This window comes from Sorangium sp. So ce302, from assembly GCF_051530145.1.
In the GTDB taxonomy this organism is placed as follows: domain Bacteria; phylum Myxococcota_A; class Polyangia; order Polyangiales; family Polyangiaceae; genus Sorangium; species Sorangium cellulosum_B.
Window position 1 is genome coordinate 3848001 of record NZ_CP150326.1, and the last position, 16418, is coordinate 3864418.

At 70.9% G+C, this 16418-nt stretch carries 10 protein-coding genes; 2 read left to right on the forward strand and 8 right to left on the reverse strand.

Annotated features, from left to right (window positions below; genetic code table 11):
* Window positions 1-11: 11 nt before the first annotated feature.
* From WME73_RS14750 to WME73_RS14775, 6 genes are all read right to left on the reverse strand, one after another.
* Window positions 12-1358: a hypothetical protein gene (locus tag WME73_RS14750; RefSeq protein WP_437916085.1), complete on the reverse strand. Its 1347-nt coding sequence runs from the start codon at window positions 1356-1358 to the stop codon at window positions 12-14.
* Window positions 1359-1600: 242 nt separating this feature from the next.
* On the reverse strand, window positions 1601-2680 hold the full coding sequence (locus WME73_RS14755) for a hypothetical protein (RefSeq protein ID WP_437916086.1): 1080 nt from the start codon (window positions 2678-2680) through the stop codon (window positions 1601-1603).
* A 291-nt stretch (window positions 2681-2971) separates the two neighbouring features.
* Complete coding sequence (locus tag WME73_RS14760) at window positions 2972-4570, reverse strand: thrombospondin type 3 repeat-containing protein (RefSeq protein WP_437746082.1); 1599 nt, start codon at window positions 4568-4570, stop codon at window positions 2972-2974.
* Window positions 4571-4593: 23 nt separating this feature from the next.
* Window positions 4594-6048: an SBBP repeat-containing protein gene (locus tag WME73_RS14765; protein ID WP_437746083.1), complete on the reverse strand. Its 1455-nt coding sequence runs from the start codon at window positions 6046-6048 to the stop codon at window positions 4594-4596.
* Window positions 6048-7115, reverse strand: a complete 1068-nt coding sequence (locus WME73_RS14770; RefSeq protein ID WP_437746084.1) for a PEGA domain-containing protein — start codon at window positions 7113-7115, stop codon at window positions 6048-6050. The genes WME73_RS14765 and WME73_RS14770 overlap by 1 nt, the downstream gene beginning before the upstream one ends.
* 220 nt (window positions 7116-7335) lie before the next feature.
* Entirely contained in the window at window positions 7336-8988 is a 1653-nt protein-coding gene (locus WME73_RS14775) for an FAD-dependent oxidoreductase (RefSeq protein WP_437916087.1), read from the reverse strand.
* An 804-nt stretch (window positions 8989-9792) separates the two neighbouring features.
* Here WME73_RS14775 and WME73_RS14780 point away from each other — a divergent pair.
* The gene (locus tag WME73_RS14780; protein ID WP_437916089.1) at window positions 9793-11634 is read left to right on the forward strand and encodes a PE-PGRS family protein; all 1842 of its coding nucleotides are present in this window, start codon (window positions 9793-9795) and stop codon (window positions 11632-11634) included.
* 66 nt (window positions 11635-11700) lie between these two features.
* Here WME73_RS14780 and WME73_RS14785 read toward each other — a convergent pair whose 3' ends face one another.
* Entirely contained in the window at window positions 11701-12087 is a 387-nt protein-coding gene (locus WME73_RS14785; protein WP_437916090.1) for a KGG domain-containing protein, read from the reverse strand.
* 981 nt (window positions 12088-13068) lie between these two features.
* Here WME73_RS14785 and WME73_RS14790 point away from each other — a divergent pair.
* Window positions 13069-14094, forward strand: coding sequence for a phosphatase PAP2 family protein (locus tag WME73_RS14790; protein ID WP_437746088.1), 1026 nt, complete (start codon window positions 13069-13071; stop codon window positions 14092-14094).
* A gap of 132 nt (window positions 14095-14226) precedes the next feature.
* Here WME73_RS14790 and WME73_RS14795 read toward each other — a convergent pair whose 3' ends face one another.
* Window positions 14227-16167: an ABC transporter ATP-binding protein gene (locus WME73_RS14795; protein WP_437916091.1), complete on the reverse strand. Its 1941-nt coding sequence runs from the start codon at window positions 16165-16167 to the stop codon at window positions 14227-14229.
* Window positions 16168-16418: the final 251 nt, after the last annotated feature.

Genomic DNA, 16418 nt, shown 5'->3' on the forward strand with positions numbered 1-16418 from the left:
GCGCCCTGCGATCACCTGTAGACGAAGACCCCCTTCAGATCCTCGGTCTGTGAGATGGGCGTGCCGTCCTTCTTCGAGGTGGTCCTGAACTGGTAGATCATCCCCGGGATCAGCGCGGGACCGTCGTAGTCGACAGAGACGTTCTTGCTCCCCGACACACCGGGCACCTCCAGGTTCTCCCAGATCTTCGCGCCGAGCGCGTCGAACAATCTCACCTCGTACAGATCTTCGCTGGAGTCGTCCGCGAAGACGAACGTCGGTGTCCCGCTCACCTCCTCCAGCGTGCTCGCGCCGGGCGAGACCACGCCGAGCGCGCCCGTCACCTTGAACGACTCCGCGACGGGCAGATCCTGGCCGGAGACCGTGATGCGCACGATCTCGGTCCCGCCAATCGACGTGTCAGGATCCCGCACGAGCGCGTCGTCCTCGAAGGCGGCGAGGACCACGTAATCGCCATCGGGCACCCCGGCGATCGAGAACTCGCCGGTGACGTTGCCTTGCCGGAGCCCTCGCGGGGCCTCGCCGCGCGCGGTCGCCTCGTCAAAGGTATCGGCCACGACGAGGATGACCGAGGTCGCGCTCCCCCCTGGAGCATTCACGATCTCGACCTTGCCGCTCACTGTCGCCGTGGCGTCTCCGGTCGCGTGCAGATCCACGCCCGTCGTCTCCTTGCCGGCGCTGACGGTCGCGCTCGCCGTGTCGAGCGCGAGGCCGGCGGCATAACCTTTCACCGTGACATCGCCCGCGGCCACGTTGTAGATGGTGTAGCTGCCGTCGAGATCGGCCGCGCCGGTGGCGCCGCCTGCGACCAGCAGCGTCCCGCCAGGCTGGTCGGCGTGGACGACCCCGGAGATGGAACCGAGCTCCTCGCTGTCCGAGAGCGGCAACAGCGAGATCTCCGTCGCCGCCGACTCGATCGCGAGCGGTTTGCCCGCCGCCGTGGATAGGTCGATGGGCAGCGCGACCCGCGGCGCCTTCGGGAACGTCTCGTACGTCTGCGCGTCGGCGCGCAGCGTGATGTTGACCTCGATCGGAGCGCCGCTCGCGTCGCGCCGCGCGGGCACGACGAGCTCATACGTCCCGTCGGCCCCGGTGACGGCCACCCGGGAGATCACCGCGTCGCTCGGGTCCCGGGCGAGCACGCGCGCGCCCGCGATGGCCTTGTCGTCGAGCGAATCGTAGACGCGCCCCCTCAGGGTCACCGGCTCGAAGCAAGCGGGCTCGGCGCCCTCCACCTCCTCGCACACCTGCGGGGCGGCGCACCCTGTCTGCGCGGCCACCGAGCAGCTCTGCGGCTGACCCTCGTCGTCGCCGCCGCACCCCATCCCCATCAAGGCGCACAGCATCCCAACAGACATCGAGCGCATCACCATCGACTCGTCTCCTTTCAAACCACGTCTTGTCGCTGCAAGCTCAGCTTTTCAGCTCGTGAGCGGCCAGCGCCGCGGCCTGCGATCCTGTCGCCGCTCCGAGCAGGGACAGTGAATCACGAAGGCGCGGCGGGCACCGAGCAGGGGGAACACATCCCTCCGGTTCTTCTGTGTCTTTCATGGTTCAATCCCTGTCCTCGAATCCAGGGAGAACCCGGGCAAGCGTAGGGCTAGTTCAAGATGACCTGGCAGCAGCCGGTGATGCAGTAGTAGCCTGCGTCACAAGGCTCCTGGCCGGAGAGCCCGCACGGCTGGACCTCCGCCGCGCACTGGCCTTGGGGCTCGCCGGTGGGCCCGCCGCCGCTGCCGGTCGCGTCTCCGCCGCCGCCTGTCGCGGCTCCGCCTCCAGCTCCGCCGCCCCCGGCGCCGGTGCCGGACTCGAAGCAGTCGTCTGGCAGCGTGTCCTTGCCAAGGCACAGCTCGCAGCGGCCGCACTCGTTCAGGCAAGCATCCACGGGCGTGCAGGGCTCGCAGCGGGTCGGGTCGGACTCGTGGCCGCGCGAGCAGGAGCCTTCACCGGTGCCATCGGCGTCGGAGCCGAGCCAGACGTACTTGCCGCCGCCCGCCGGCAGCTCGCAGCAGCCGAAGCAGTCGCAGCCGTTCGGCGTGAGCGGACCGCAGATCGTATGGCACATATCGGACTGCTCGTCGTTGAGATCGCTGCAGCTCTTGCCATCGGCGCCCGGCGTCGAGGTCCCGCTGTCATAGGCGCACATCGTCCCGTTGATGGACTCCGGGTGAAACCCGGGCGCGACCTCGTGCTCATCGCACTTGTGGTTCCAGTGGCAATCGTCGTTGCCGGAGCCGGAGTCCTGGTCGAAATAACAGTCGACGGTGCACGCCGGCCCCGCCTGGCCGGGGATCCCGCCGTAGTAGCTGCCCTCGGTGTTGTCGCACGGGCCGAGGCAGTCCGGATCCTGCGCGTCGAGGAGCCCATCGTCGTCGTTGTCGACGAGATCCCCGCACGCGTACGTCTTGCCCTGGCACTCGACGATGCTCGTCGGGGTCGCCATGCCTCCGCCCGCAGCGCCGGTGCCGGCCCCTCCGCCGCTCGCGCTGCCGCCGCCGCTCGCGCTGCCGCCGCCGCTCGCGCTACCGCCGCCGCTCGCGCTGCCGCCGCCGCTCGCGGCGTCGCCTCCTCCCGCGCCGCCGGATGGGGCGGCGCCGTCAACGGTGCTGTCGCTACAGCCGGCGCTGAGGGTGAGTCCAAACAGGGCGGTCACCAACGAGAGAGAGAGAGCTAGGCGCATGGTGTCTCCAGAGGTGGCTCAGGCGCTCCCGTCCGCAGCGCGAGCTGCGGAGCGGGACTACCGGCGCGTTCATCCGGAGCAGTTCCGCCGCGGTCAGGTCACGGCTCAGAAAAATGACCGATCGCGAAAAAAACGCGTAGCCATCGCGAAACCGGCGTGTGGTCGTGGGATGATAACCCACGTTGTGCTCGCAGTTGTCTCTTCGTCTTCCAGGTGGCAACCGAGCGGGCACGCTCGTCGCTCTCATGGGGTCGCGTGCCCGCTGCGCGCCAGGGCCGCGCGCAGCGGCGGTCACGCCGCGTGGTCGCGCCGCCTTCGGGCGCCCAGGCCCAGCGCGCCCGCGAGGAGCGCCACGAGGCCGACGAGCGCGCCGCCGCGCTCGCCTCGCTGCATCGCGCAGACCAGCCCGGACGAGACCTCCGGCTCCGTGGACCCGCCGCCGCTGCTGCCCGCACCGCCGCTGTCGTCGCAGGCGTCGCCGACCCCGTCGGCGTCGCCATCCCCCTGATCCGCGTTGGCCGCGAGCGGGCAGTTGTCGTCGCCGTCCGGGACGCCGTCGTTGTCGTCGTCCGCGTCATCGACGTCGCAGGCGTCGCCTTGATAGTCCTCGTCGTTGTCGGCCTGATCCGCGTTGGGGACGGAGGTGCAGTTGTCCTGCTCGTCCGGGACGCCGTCGTTGTCGTCGTCGTCCTCGCAGGCGTCGCCCTGGCCGTCGCCGTCGCTGTCGGCCTGATCGGGGTTGTACTCCTCGTCGCAGTTGTCCGCCGCGTCGCTCAGGCCATCTCCGTCCACGTCCTCGCAAGCGTTGCCCACGCCGTTGTCGTCGGCGTCCGTCTGATCGGGGTTCGGCACGTGCGGGCAGTTGTCCGTCTCGTCCGGTATGCCGTCGCGGTCGCCGTCGACGTCGGCCCCGAGGTCGCAGGCGTCGCCGCGGCCGTCGCCGTCGCCGTCGGTCTGATCCTGGTTGGGCACGTGCGGGCAATTGTCCTCTGCGTCCACGACGCCGTCGTTGTCGTCGTCGTCCTCGCAGGCATCGCCGGTGCCGTCGCCGTCCGTATCTTCCTGGAACAGATTGGGCACGACGGCGCAGTTGTCCTCCACGTCGACCACGCCATCGTCGTCGCTGTCGGGATCGCAGGCGTCCCCGAGGCTGTCCCCGTCCGCGTTCTCCTGGCCAGGGTTCTGATCCACAGGGCAGTTGTCCTCTGCGTTGCGCAGCCCGTCGCCGTCGGTGTCGATGTCGGGCTCGCAGAAGTCGCCGACGCCGTTGCCGTCGCTGTCCTCCTGGTTCGGATTGCGCGTGGCAGGGCAGTTGTCGCAGAGATCGCCGATCTTGTCGTCGTCTCTGTCCTGCTGGAGCGAGTTCGGGACGTCGCGACAGTTGTCGACGTCGTTGTCGATGCCGTCGCCGTCGTCGTCACCGGCCTCACAAACGTCGCCGGTGCCGTCTCCATCGGAGTCCACCTGATCGGCGTTCGCTGTGCCAGGACAGTTGTCATCGGCATCCAGGACACCGTCGTTGTCGTCATCGTCGTCGCAGGCGTCGCCGGTGCCGTCCGCCTCCGCATCCGACTGGTCCGGGTTCATCGCGACAGGACAGTTGTCGCACGCGTCGCCGACGCCGTCGGAATCCGAATCCCGCTGATCCCGATTGATAGCGGACGGGCAGTTGTCGCACGCATCGCCGAGAACATCGCCGTCGGCATCTGCCTGGTCCGGATTCTGGGTCTGCACGCAGTTGTCCAGGGGATCCACGACCCCATCCAGATCGGTATCAGGGTCCTCCGCCCAGCCGGTTGCTGGCAGGATCAGCCCGAACAGGCCCGCCACGAGCCCCACCGAGAACCGTCGCCCGCGCGACCGCACGCCCCTCGTCCCCGCACGTTTCATCGCGCCTCCATTCGTCATGGCCTTCATGGCGACAGCTTGGTCACGAACACGTCCGTGCCCTCGCCTCCCTCGATCCGCTTTTCCCCGAACGTCACCTTCCCGGTGAACGCGCCGGTCACGTAGACCTGCCTGTCGCGGTCGATGGCCACGCCCGTCGCCCGGTCCGCGCCGGCGCCGCCGAAGCGGTGGCTCCACCGGTAGACGCCCTCCGGATCGAGCTTGGCCACGAACACGTCGTCGTCCCCCGCGCTCGTCACCGACCCGTCCGCCAGCGTCGTGTCTCCGCGGAACCCCCCCGCGACGACCACGTCCCCCGCGCCGTCGACGAGGAGCTGCCCCAGCGACGCGCCGTCCTCGCCGATCACCCGGCTATAGATGTGCTCTCCCGTCGAATCGAGCTTGGCCACGAACACCGCCTGGTGCTCTCCGGCCGCCCGAGGGCCCCCGCCGAGATCGATCGTCGCGCCGAACTCCCCGCCCACGATCACGTTGCCCGCCCCGTCCACCGCGACCGCCTTGGCCCGCTGCGGCCCCGCGTCGCCGAAGCGCTTGCTCCAGCGGTGCTCGCCGAGCGCGTCGAAGCTCGCCACGAACACATCGAAATCCCCGGCGCTCTCCAGCGGATCGCCGCCCAGATCGAGCGTGCCGGCGAAATCTCCGATCACGATCGCGTTGCCGCGCTCGTCCATCGCCACGGCGCGGGCCTGCTGATCGAAGCCGTCGCCGAACCGCTCGCTCCAGAGCGGCGCGCCGTTGTCATCGAAGCTCGCCAGGAACACGTCGCTGCCACCGGCGCTCTCGAGCCGGTCCTCGCCGACGTGCAGCGCGCCCGAGAAGCGGCCGGCCACGACGAGGCGCCCCATCGCCGTCGCCGCGACGCTCGTCGCCGCCTGGAAGCCGATGCCCCCGAGCGGCTGCAGCCACAGCTCCTGCCCCTCCGCGTCGAGCCTCGCGACGTAACCGTCTCGCCCGCCGGCGCTCGTCCGCGGCTCGCCGCCGAACTCCAGCGTGCCGGAGAACTCCCCCGCGACCAGGAGGCCCTCGTTCCCGTCCGGCACGAGCGCGTTCACCGTCTGCGGATCGAACGCACCGAAGCGCTTCAGCCCGAGCCCCGACCCGTCGCTCGCCGAGAGCCGCGCCCAGAAGACGTTCTCCTCGCCGATCGGGGTCACGCTCTCGTCGTCGAGGGCCACGTCCTCCGCCTTCGTGAGCCTGCCAAGGAGCGCCGCGGTGCGGTCGTCGGCGACGGCCACGCTCGCCCCTGCACGCTCCCCGTCGCCCCCGAGCGCGCGCGCCCACTGCACCTCACCGCCCGACGGCCGCGCGCCGCCGCCGCCTTCGCCGCCGGCCCCCGCAGGGGTCGACAGGCTGAGCTCGGGCGCGCAGCCGAGCACCGCAGCGCCGAGCGCCGCAGCGCCCACCATCACGACGCCAAGCGCCGCGCCGGCTGTCGCCGGGTAGAACCGCCGTACCCTCATCAGAACACCCCCTGCCACACCACACCCTGCGCCGTGGGCGTCGCGATCGGCACGAGCGACGAGGCCCGCTCGCCGCCCGCCCCGGGCCGCAGGAGGATGCCGCCCAGCGCCGCGCCCACGCCGGCGAGGCCGACCGCGCCGAGCGTCACCGACAGCCCCAGGCTGCGGTTCCACCGCGCCCGGAGCGCCTCCATGCTCTCGAAGTCGTGGACGCCCCGATCACACACGGACCCGGGGCACTCGTCCTCGACCCGAGCCCGCGCGGCCATGTGGTCGGCAGCGAACACCGCGCCCCCCGCGAGCGCCGCGAGCCCCACGCCGCCCGCCGTCCATGCCCACAGCGGCACCGGCGCGCGGGGCTCCGTCGGCGCGTCCACGGGCGGCAGCTGCCCTCCGCCCACGTTTGCGCCCATACTCCCACCCGCGGCTGCACCTGCCTTCGGCTCGGTCGACTGCCCCGGTACGAGGCGGATGCGGACCTCCACCGGCGCGCGCTCCGCCTGCTTCAGCGTGACCTCGCGCCGCGCCGTCTGGAAGCCTGGCGCCGCCACCACCACCTCGTGGCGACCGGGGTTGAGCTTGCGCGGGTAGGGGAGCGCCGCGCGGGGGATCGGCTGGCCGTCCACGCGCGCCTCGATCTGGTCCAGCGCCGGACCCTCGACCCGCAGCTGGAGCGACGGGATGCGCGCCTCGAGCTGCTCGACCATCGCCGCGGCGGCCGCCCGCGCCTGCGTGAACACCGGCGGCTCGTCGCTCCCGAGGGGCAGGTGGACGACCTCGTAGGCCGTCTCCCGGGCCTCGATCAGGCGACCGAGCGCCTCGTCGGCACGCGCCAGATCGAGCCCCGTCGTGGGGGCGCGCACGAGCGCATGGGCCGCCTGGAAATCCTCGCGGGCGCCGGCGACGTCCCCCGCGTCGCGCTTCTTGCGCCCCTCGATGAGGAGCGTCCGCGCGGTCTGCCGATCGGCCGCCGAGGGCTCGGCCCGCGCCGGAAGCGCCCCGGCGACCGAGAGGACAGCCAGGGCTATGCCTGCGGCGCGGGAGGCACGGGGGCGCAACAATTTCATCTCATCACCAAGCCGCCCGGGACAGCCCCGGACTACTCGATCATGATCGCACGCCGCTCGCGCGGGGGTCAACTACGCCAGCGCGCGCGCATCGTGCTCATCGGGCCATGGCGCGCGCAGCGCGTTTGGCGTCGATCGTGTTGATCACGTCGATCACGTCGATCACGTCGAGCCACGCCCATTGCGCTCACCGCACGTTGGCGTTCGCGACTCGCTCCGTTCACGTGGCCGGGCGACTCTGGGGCAGGGGCACGGCCGCCGGCTGGCCGGCAACCCCCTCCCGCTCCCTCGGCGGCGAAACCGATCCTCCGGCGCTGAGAGGCGCCTCGCTCGGCGCGATCGGCGTGAGATCGGCCGTCGCCGGGCCTCGGAGGACGCGGCCCATGGCGTCGAAGCGGGCGCCGTGACAGCGGCAGTCCCAGCTGCGCTCCGCGGAGTTCCACGAGACCACGCCGCCGAGATGGGTACACATGGCCGACATCTCGTGGATCTGCCCTTGCGGATCGCGGTAGACGGCGAGCTTCTTCAGGCCCCTGCGCACGACGGCGCCGGCGCCGGGCGCGATCTGCGCCACGTCAGGGACATCGCCCTTGCCGAGCCATGAGGCGTACTGGCACGCGACATTGAGGTTCTCCTTCGCGACCTCGGCGACGGCGGCCAGGCTCAGGTTGACGCGGGTGGGATCGAAGAGCGACGCCATCCGGCTGTCGCGGCCCTGCACGAGGTCGGAGATCACGAGGCCCGCGATCGTCCCGTGCGTCATGCCGTTGCCACAGTCGCCCGTGGAGATGAGGATCCTCGATCCCTTCTCGATGCGACCGATGTACGCGAGGCCGTCGGCCGTCTCCATCACCTCGCCGGACCAGCGGTGCAGCACCTCGCCGGCCTGCGTGAAGCGCTCTCTCGCCCACGCTTCGAGCCGCGCGTGGCGCTGGTCCGCGTCGCTGGCCTGTCCGGTCTTGTGGTCCTCTCCTCCCACGAGGAGCACCTCGTCAGGGTCGTTCGCGCCGTTGATGTTGGCGAGGCGGACGTAATGGAACGGTTCGGCCGTGTCCCAGTAGAGCCCCGGTGGGACGGCGCCCCGCGGGATGCGCAGGCCGACGACGTAGCTCCGGTAGCCGGCTTGCTTCAGGTGCACGGCGATGCGCGGAAGGAACGGGGAGTTCGTGGCGAGCACGGCCTCTCTGGCGATCACCCGGTGCCCGCGCGCCGTCTTGACGACCACCCCGTGAGGCACGGTGTCCTCGTCGACGTCGACCACGTGCGCGAGCGTGTAGAGCTTGCCGCCGTCGCGCTCGATCGCCCGCGCGAGCCCCGCGAGGTACCTGCGAATATGGAACTGCGCCTGATCGGGGAAGCGGACCGCGGGCCCCGTATCGAAATCGAGCAGCGGCGCGCGGTCGACGTAATGGGTCGAGCCGAGCCCGGCGCGGTGCGCGGCCTCGATCTCGTCCCGGAGGGTGGCCGGTGGCGATCCCGGGGCTGTGAAGAGATAGCCGTGGACGCGCCGGAAGTCGCAGTCGATCTGCTCTTCCGCGACGATCCGCTCGATCGTCTCGATGGCCGCCGTGTGGCTCCGTGCGGCGAGGCGCAGGCGGCTCTTGCTGTGCAGCTTCGCGAGCGAGGCCCAGCGCCGGTCGAGCGCGTGCGTGATGTGCGCGGTGGTGAGCCCTGACTCGCCCCCGCCGATGGCGCCGTTGTCGAGGACGACGACGCGTTTGCCGGCCTTCGCGAGGAGATACGCCGTCGTCAGCCCGGCGATCCCCGCGCCGACGACGCACACGTCCGCCTCGTGGTCGGTCGCGAGGGGGGTCATCGGAGGGATGACGGCGTGGGTCCAGGCGGTGTTCTTATCGTAGGCTCGCTCCGTCATAGGCGCTCCGCGTCTGGACGCCGAGCGCTTTGGCCCGGCGCTTCGTCTCGGTGATCGGTCGTGGGGTCCGCCCTCCGGGAGGCGTGATGATCCGCCGCGCCAGATGCCCTGGATGCGGCCTCGATGGCCGCCGCGCCGCCGGCGCGCGCGGGGGGACGCGCGCCGGCGGCGTTCTTCGTTCGCGCGCGAATGCGCGCTCGGGTGAGCTCGTCAGTACCCTCCCGCGGGTCGGCGGAGAGGTGGTTGAAGCGAGCGGGCGACAGGCGGGTGAGCGGCCGAGCGCCGTGCCGACGCTTGCCCGCGCGGCCCCTGTCGCCGCTGCACGCGAAGAGCGTGAGCGGAAAGAGAGCCGTGGCGCTCCTGAGCCAAGCCACCCACATCACTCGCGGAACGATGCAGATCGCGTACCGCGCCCACCGCCGCCCGGCGCGGCTTGTATGTTGGACGTGCCGCGGGGCTCGCGGTGGGGCATTCTGCCACGATGAGGCAACCCTGCGACGCGCGGCGCGCGTCCGAGCCCATCGCGGGCCGCGTGCAAGAGAACGGTTGGTCAGCGGGGAGCCCCGTCCAGGCGAGGCGCGCCGTCCAGGCGGGACGCGTCGTTCCGGCGGATTTAGGGGTAGCCGATCGTTGCCACGAATTCGCCGCGACAGCTGCTTGATTCGATCCGCGCGCACGCGTACTTGACGTCCACGACACAGCAGATTGAGGACGTTCGACAGCCCACAGCGAGGGGGTGCCGAACCGGCCTTGGCTCCACCGAGCGCCCGCGGCTCGGGCTCTTCGTCGAGACATGGAGGATGGATGAAAGCGCACTTCGTGACGAACGTGGCTCGGATTGCTCTTCTGACGAGCATGGGACTTCCCCTGGGCTGCAACGGCTGCGACTCGGAGCCTGAGGACGGCGTCACCTCGTCGGCGAGCGGCGTCGGAGGCGCCGGCGGGCAAGGCGGCGAAGGCGGCGTCGCCGGGCAGGGCGGGGCCGGAGGCGGCGGCGGGCAAGGCGGTGAAGGGGAGGCCGGGGGACAAGGCGGGGTCGGAGGCGCCGGCGGCAGCGGTGGAGTCGGAGGCGCCGGCGGCAGCGGTGGAGTCGGAGGCGCCGGCGGCAGCGGTGGAGTCGGAGGCGCCGGCGGCAGCGGTGGAGTCGGAGGCGCGGGGGGGCAAGGTGGCGAAACGGGCGCCGGTGCATCAGGTGGGGTGGGGGGCGCAGGCGGCGACGGCGGCGCGGGCGGCAGTGGCGGCGGCGAGCCTCCGGCGTTCCTCGGAGATGCCCTGTGGGGGCTCGGCGCCGGCGAGGCGAAGAACGAGCGAATCGAGGCGATCGCGGCGGATCCGCATGACGACGTCGTCCTGGTCGGCGGCTTCGAGACGGCGATCAACTTCGGTGGCGAGGCGGACGCCCTCGTGAGCGACGGTGGTCTCGACCTCTTCGTCGTGAAGCTCGACGCGGCGGGAGGCCACGTCTGGAGCAGGCGTTTCGGGGGCAAGTCCGATCAGGTCGCGTTCGCGGTGGCCACGGATTCGATCGGCAACGTCGTCGTCGCCGGGGAGTTCGAGGGAACCCTCAACTTCGGCGCGGACGCGAGCACGGAGCTCGTGAGCGCCGGTGGGAAGGACCTCTTCGTCGCCAAGCTCGACGCCCACGGCAACCACCTCTTCAGCAAGCGCTTTGGCGGCGAGCTCGACCAGGGCGCCACGGCCGTGGCCATCACCGAGGCGGGCGAGATCGTCGTCCTCGGCATGGTCGACGGCAGCATCAATTTCAGCGAGGCGCCCGGGACCGCGCTCGAGGGGAGCGGCGGTCCCAACGTCGTCGTGGCGAAGCTCGACGCCGGCGGCGGCCACCTCTGGAGCCGGCGGTTCGGGTCCGCGGAGAGCTGGCAGCGCTTCCGCAGCATCGCGGTCGGCGAGTCGGCCCTCTACGCGGCCGGCGCCTTCGGCGGAAGGCTCGAGATCGACGGCCACGTCGTGGAGAGCGCCGTCGACGGCTCGCGCGACGACGAGCCGATCTACGGCATCGATGGGCTCGTCCTGCGGTTCGATCTCGCATCGGGCAGCCTCGTCTGGGGTCGGTCGCTGGGCGCCCCTGGCGAGCAGTTTGCCAAGTTCATCGGCCTCGGCCTCGGCGGCCATCCGGTCGTCCTCGGCAACTACAGCGCTCCGTTCCGCGTCGGGCCCACGGACATCGAGCGCGCCGCCGTCGGGGATTACGACCTCTACCTGGCCCGGCTCGACGCAGAGACCGGTGAGCCGCTCGCCGCCCGTGGGCTCCCGTCCGCGGGCGACGAGTTCGTCTGGGGCTTCTCGCAGGACCCCTGGGGCAACCACGTGCTGAGCGGTTACTTCACCGAGGCGCTCGAGCTCGGCGGGGCGCCAGTGGAGATCGAGCCGCCCGAGTCGGGCGATGCGTTCGTCGCGAAGCTCAGCCCGGACTTCTCCGAGGAGCTCTGGTCCGACGTCTACCGCGATGGGGTCTTCTGCTTCTCGACGGCCCAGGCCGTCACCGGCAGCGGGAACACCGTTGCGGCTGGCCTCTTCCACGGCGAGCGGATCGAGCTCGGCGGCGGCCTCCCCGCCATCGAGCACAGCGCGCCTGTGGGCGATCGCAGCAACGGCGACGTCTTCCTCGTCACCCTGTCGCCGTGACGGACGATCGGGCGCGCAGGCGCCCCCGCACGCCCGACCACCGGCGGCGATGTGCCGCAGCGCTGCTCAGTTCGTCTCGTGGCGCGGCCCGACGGCGTCGGCGTGCCGTGCGGCGCTGCTGCCCTGCTCGCCCTCGCGCTCGCCCTCCTCCGGCGCGCCGCTCTGTCCGTCGCCGCGCGACTCGCCGCCCTTGCGGCCGATCTGCGCCATGTGTCCGCGGTTCTGGCTCACGGCCGCGCCGCCCTTGCGGCCGATCGCGGCCATGTGCTCGCGATTCTGGCTCACGCTCGCGCCGCCCTTGCGGCCGGCCGCGCGGGCCTCCTCGGAGCTGAACTCGTGGGCCGTGCCCTTCTCGTGCGCGGCCTTGCCGCCCATGCTCGCGATCGCGCGTTGCTGCTTCTGGTCCATCGCCGCGAACCCACGACTGCTGCTCTGACCGTGTTGCTGTGCCATGAGTCGTCTCCTTGGTGTCTGGGCGCATCGCTTCAGCGCCCTCACGGGGCGACCCAGGCGTGGTGCCCTGTGGGATCGTCGCTGAACGATGTCGGCTCCTCCGGGGGACTGCAACGTGAGTGCCATGAAGAGGGATCCATGGCCACGCGACGTGACCGGCGCGGATCCAACGGGGCTTCCGCGGATTCTCGTGAGCGCCCGGGAGCGTCCAGGGTGCGCTCCAGCAGGGTGAGGTGACCGCGATCCTCCGCGCGCGCCCGGGGAAGACGCGGTTTCTGCGCCGACGTGCGCAGCGCCGATCGCGTTGCGTCCAGCGCCGCTCAGCCCGGCCGAGACCGGCGTTCCAGCGGACGCCCCGCCGCGCGGCAGACTGCCCCACCGGTCGTGAGCGCGCGGGCCATCGCGCCTCGTCCGCGCCGCGCGGTCGAAATCCCACGGCGCCCTCTCGTGTGGACGACTCCAGCGCTCGCGACGTCGCCGACGTCACGGCCGCCGGGCCGCCGCGAGGATGAGCTCCGGTGCCCAGCGTGCTTGACGGTGCGCGTTCTCGATCGCCATCGCCGATCCCCCGACCGGCGTTGTCGGGCGCAGCCATCCGGCAGATCCAGGGCGCCGCAGTCGCGCAGATTCTGCGCGTCCGGGAGCCCGGCAGCTCAACCTGGGACGCGACAGCGTCGTGGTGACGCGTAGGCCCTGCGCCGCTGCGTCGCCGCGTTCGCATGCGAGCGGTCCGCCGAGGCGGCGGTTGGGCTGTCGCACGAGCGCCATACCGGGGGCGTGGGGGCCCCTACCGCTGTCAAGCGGCGCGAAGCGGCCCGTCAAAAACTCGACATCCGTGTGGCCCCCGAGTTGCTCCGCCTGTTGCCTCCCGGTCGCTGGAGCGTCACCGATGTCACGGTGACGCCACGCGCGAACACGTGATACAGAGCGGCCCGGCGTCATCAATCCATGCGCACCATGCCATCCCTGGAACGTCCCCGAATGCAAGAGCGGCTCACAACGGACTGCGATGAGGTCGCCGGCTCCGGCGGGCTGGTCGACGTCGAGCCCGAAGGCGCGCTGTTGAAGGACGCTCTGCGCGGCCTGGTCGGCGTGTTCGCTCTCCACGACGCGATCCTCATCGGCTATCTCGCCTTGACGACGATCTTCCTGCTTGGCGCGCCGCCGACGGAGCTGCGAGCGCAGTGCATGAACCGCAATCTGGCGGGCATCGCCGCCCTGGTGTCCGTCTGCGTGCTCGTGCGCCGCGCCACGTTCCTGGCGCCCTCGCTGCGGAGCGTCCTTTACCGACTCTCGCTCGTCGGCGCCTTCCTCCTCAACTACCTGTCGCTCCGGACCCTCTTGCCGACGGTCCGGAGCGACAGCGTTGACGCAGAGCTCCTCCACCTCGATCTCCTCCTCTTCCGCGTCGAGCCAGCGCTCTGGATGGAGCGCTTCAACACGCGCCCGATCGTGGAGTGGTTCTCCTTCTTCTATTTCAGCTACTTCTTGATCTGTTTCCTCTCGATGGTGCTGGCGGTATGGGTCGCCCGCCCAGGCCGGGGGACGACGGAGTACGCGGTCGGCTCCACGATCGTCTACTGTGTTGGCCAGCTCGGTTACATGGCGGTCCCTGCGTACGGCCCCATCCAGGCGCTGAGCCACCTCTATCAGGGGCCGCTGGACGGCGGCTTCTTCTGGGGCTGCGTGAGCAGCGTCGTGCAGGCCGGCGGCGCGATGAAGGACGTCTTTCCCTCCCTGCACACGGCCGCGCCGCTCTGGTTCGCCCTGTACACGTTCCACCGCGCCCGCACCGACCGGCGCCTCTTCTGGCTCGCCGTGGTGGCCGCGTTCTTCTCCATGAACATCATCGTCTCCACCATGCTCCTCCGCTGGCACTACGCGGTCGACGTCGTCGCCGGCGCGGTCCTGGCCGTGGGCACGGCGTGGCTCACGCCGCGGCTCGTCCGCTGGGAGGAGGGCCTCCGCGCCCGCATGGGTCAGCCGCAGCCGTGGAGCTTCCGGTAAGCGCGCCTCTCCGGCGCTGGCGCGCTCCAGTCCCGAGCGCCTTCGCGTCGGGGGAAGCTGGTCTCAAGGAGCCGGCCTCGGCCTGAGCTCGGTGAGCACGAGTGCCCGCGGCCTGCTCGATCTGGCGGCCGCTCAGGCGAGCGGTGCCTCCCATGCTTTCAGCGGAGCACCCCGCGGGAGCTCGTCGGCGCGGTCAGCCGCCGGCTGGAGCCGCGGTGCTTCGTGGACGCGCACCGGTGGCGACTCGATCGCCGGAGGCTCCTCGGCGGCGCTCTCCGGCAAAAATCCGTCCGACTGTTTGCTCCAGAGCCGCTTGTAGGCCCCGTTTCGCGCGAGCAGCTCGGCGTGCGTGCCGTCCTCGATGATCCGGCCGCTCTCGAACACCAGGATGCGGTCGAGGTGGACGACCGTCGAGAGGCGATGGGCGACGACGAGCACCGTCTTCCCCTTCATGACGTCGTCCAGCGTGTCCTGGATGGCCTGCTCGGTGATCGAGTCGAGGCTCGATGTCGCCTCGTCGAGGAGGAGGATCGGCGCGTCCTTCAGGATGACCCGCGCGATGGCGATGCGCTGCCGCTGGCCGCCCGAGAGCTTGACGCCGCGCTCGCCGACCATGGAGTGATACTGGTCCTTCATCTGCACGATGAAATCGTGCGCGTGCGCCTTCCGCGCGGCCTCGACCACCTCTGCGTCGGTCGCGTTCAGCCGGCCATAGCGGATGTTCTCGAGGAGCGTCCGGTGGAAGAGGCTCGGGTCCTGCGGGATCAGGCTGAGCTGCGCGTGGAGCGCGTCCTGCGTCATGTCTCGGATGTCCACGCCGTCGATCAAGATGTGACCGGAGTCGATGTCGTAGAGACGCAGGATGAGGCTGACGAAGGTGGATTTGCCGGAGCCGGAGAAGCCGACGAGCCCGACGCGCTGGCCGCGCGGGATCGTCACGTCGAGGCGCTCGAAGATCGGCTGATCGGGCGTGTACCCGAAGGTCACGTTCCGGAGCTCGATCCGGCCGCGCTCGAGCGTCGGGGCGACGGCCTCGGGGCGGTCGACGAGCTCGTGGGAGCGGACGATGGTGTTCACCCCGTTCGCGACGTTGCCGACGAACTCGAAGAACTCGAGGAAGCGGCGGCTGAGGTTGCGCGCCTCGTTGATGATGAGGAGCGACAGGCTCGTCGCCATGACGAACTCGGCGACGCCGATGTCGCCGCGCTCCCAGAGCCTGAGCGACTGGTAGAGCGTCGCCACCTTGAGCAGCGCGGCGGACGCGAACTGGAACCAGCGCACGCGCTCGGAGTACCAGTTCGATCTGCGCACCGCGCGGAGCTCGTGTTTGAGCTGCTCGTCCAGGTACTCGCGCTCGAAGCCGAACCGGGCGAAGAGCCGCGCGCTCGTGAGGTTCGTGACCGAGTCGACGAGCTTGCCCGTGGTCTCGCTCCGCGCGGACGCGGCGCGCACCGCGTGGGGCTGACACCGGGTCGCGAGCCAGTAGGAGATGCCGACGAACAGCGCCGCCCAGGCCGAGACGACCGCGGCGAGCGCCGGGTGAGCGCGGTAGAGCAGCCCGATCGAGACCGAGAAGACGATGGCGATGGGCCAGAAGTCGAAGAGGATGGCCCACAGGGTCTGCGAGACCCCCATCGACGTCTCGCTGATCCGGTGGGCGAGCGCCCCGGCGAAGTTGTTGCTGAAGTAACGATGGGAGTGGTGCTGGAGGTACGCGTACAGATTGCGGGTCACGTTCTGGCGCTGCCACGGCCCGACGAGGATCTGGCAGAGGCCGGCGATCCGGCTGAACAGGAACTCGCCGGCGATGAGCGCGACGAACAGCGCCAGCGCGTCGCGCAGCCGTCCGCTCAGCGCGGCGCGGCCAGCGCCCGACGCCTGCGTCACCCCCTGGATGACCTGCCCGATGGCGTACGGGATCATGATCCCGCACGAGGCGTGGGCGGACTCGAACACGAACATCGCCAGATACCAGGCGCGGTAACGACCGACGAAGTGAATGATGAACCGGAAGGGCGTGTTTGGGAGCACCGGAGCGCCGGGGGCGCGCTGCAGAGAGGTCTTGGGTTCCACCGAGATTTCCTGGGCGCCCTGCGCGCCCTCATGAGCTGACGGTCATTGCGCGCTCCGCCCTCCAATGCCAAGTGCACTAACCGGGCCAGCTCTGCCTTGGCCGTGACCGTGGAGGAGCGGTGCGAGGGGGCTGCTGCCTCAGCAGCAGCCGGTGGTGATCGGCTGCTGCGGCGCACGCAGGGGTGGTCGCGCGCTCGAACGATCCGGATCCACGCGCGGGCCCCCCGTGGAAGTTCAAGGGGGGGTTGCCG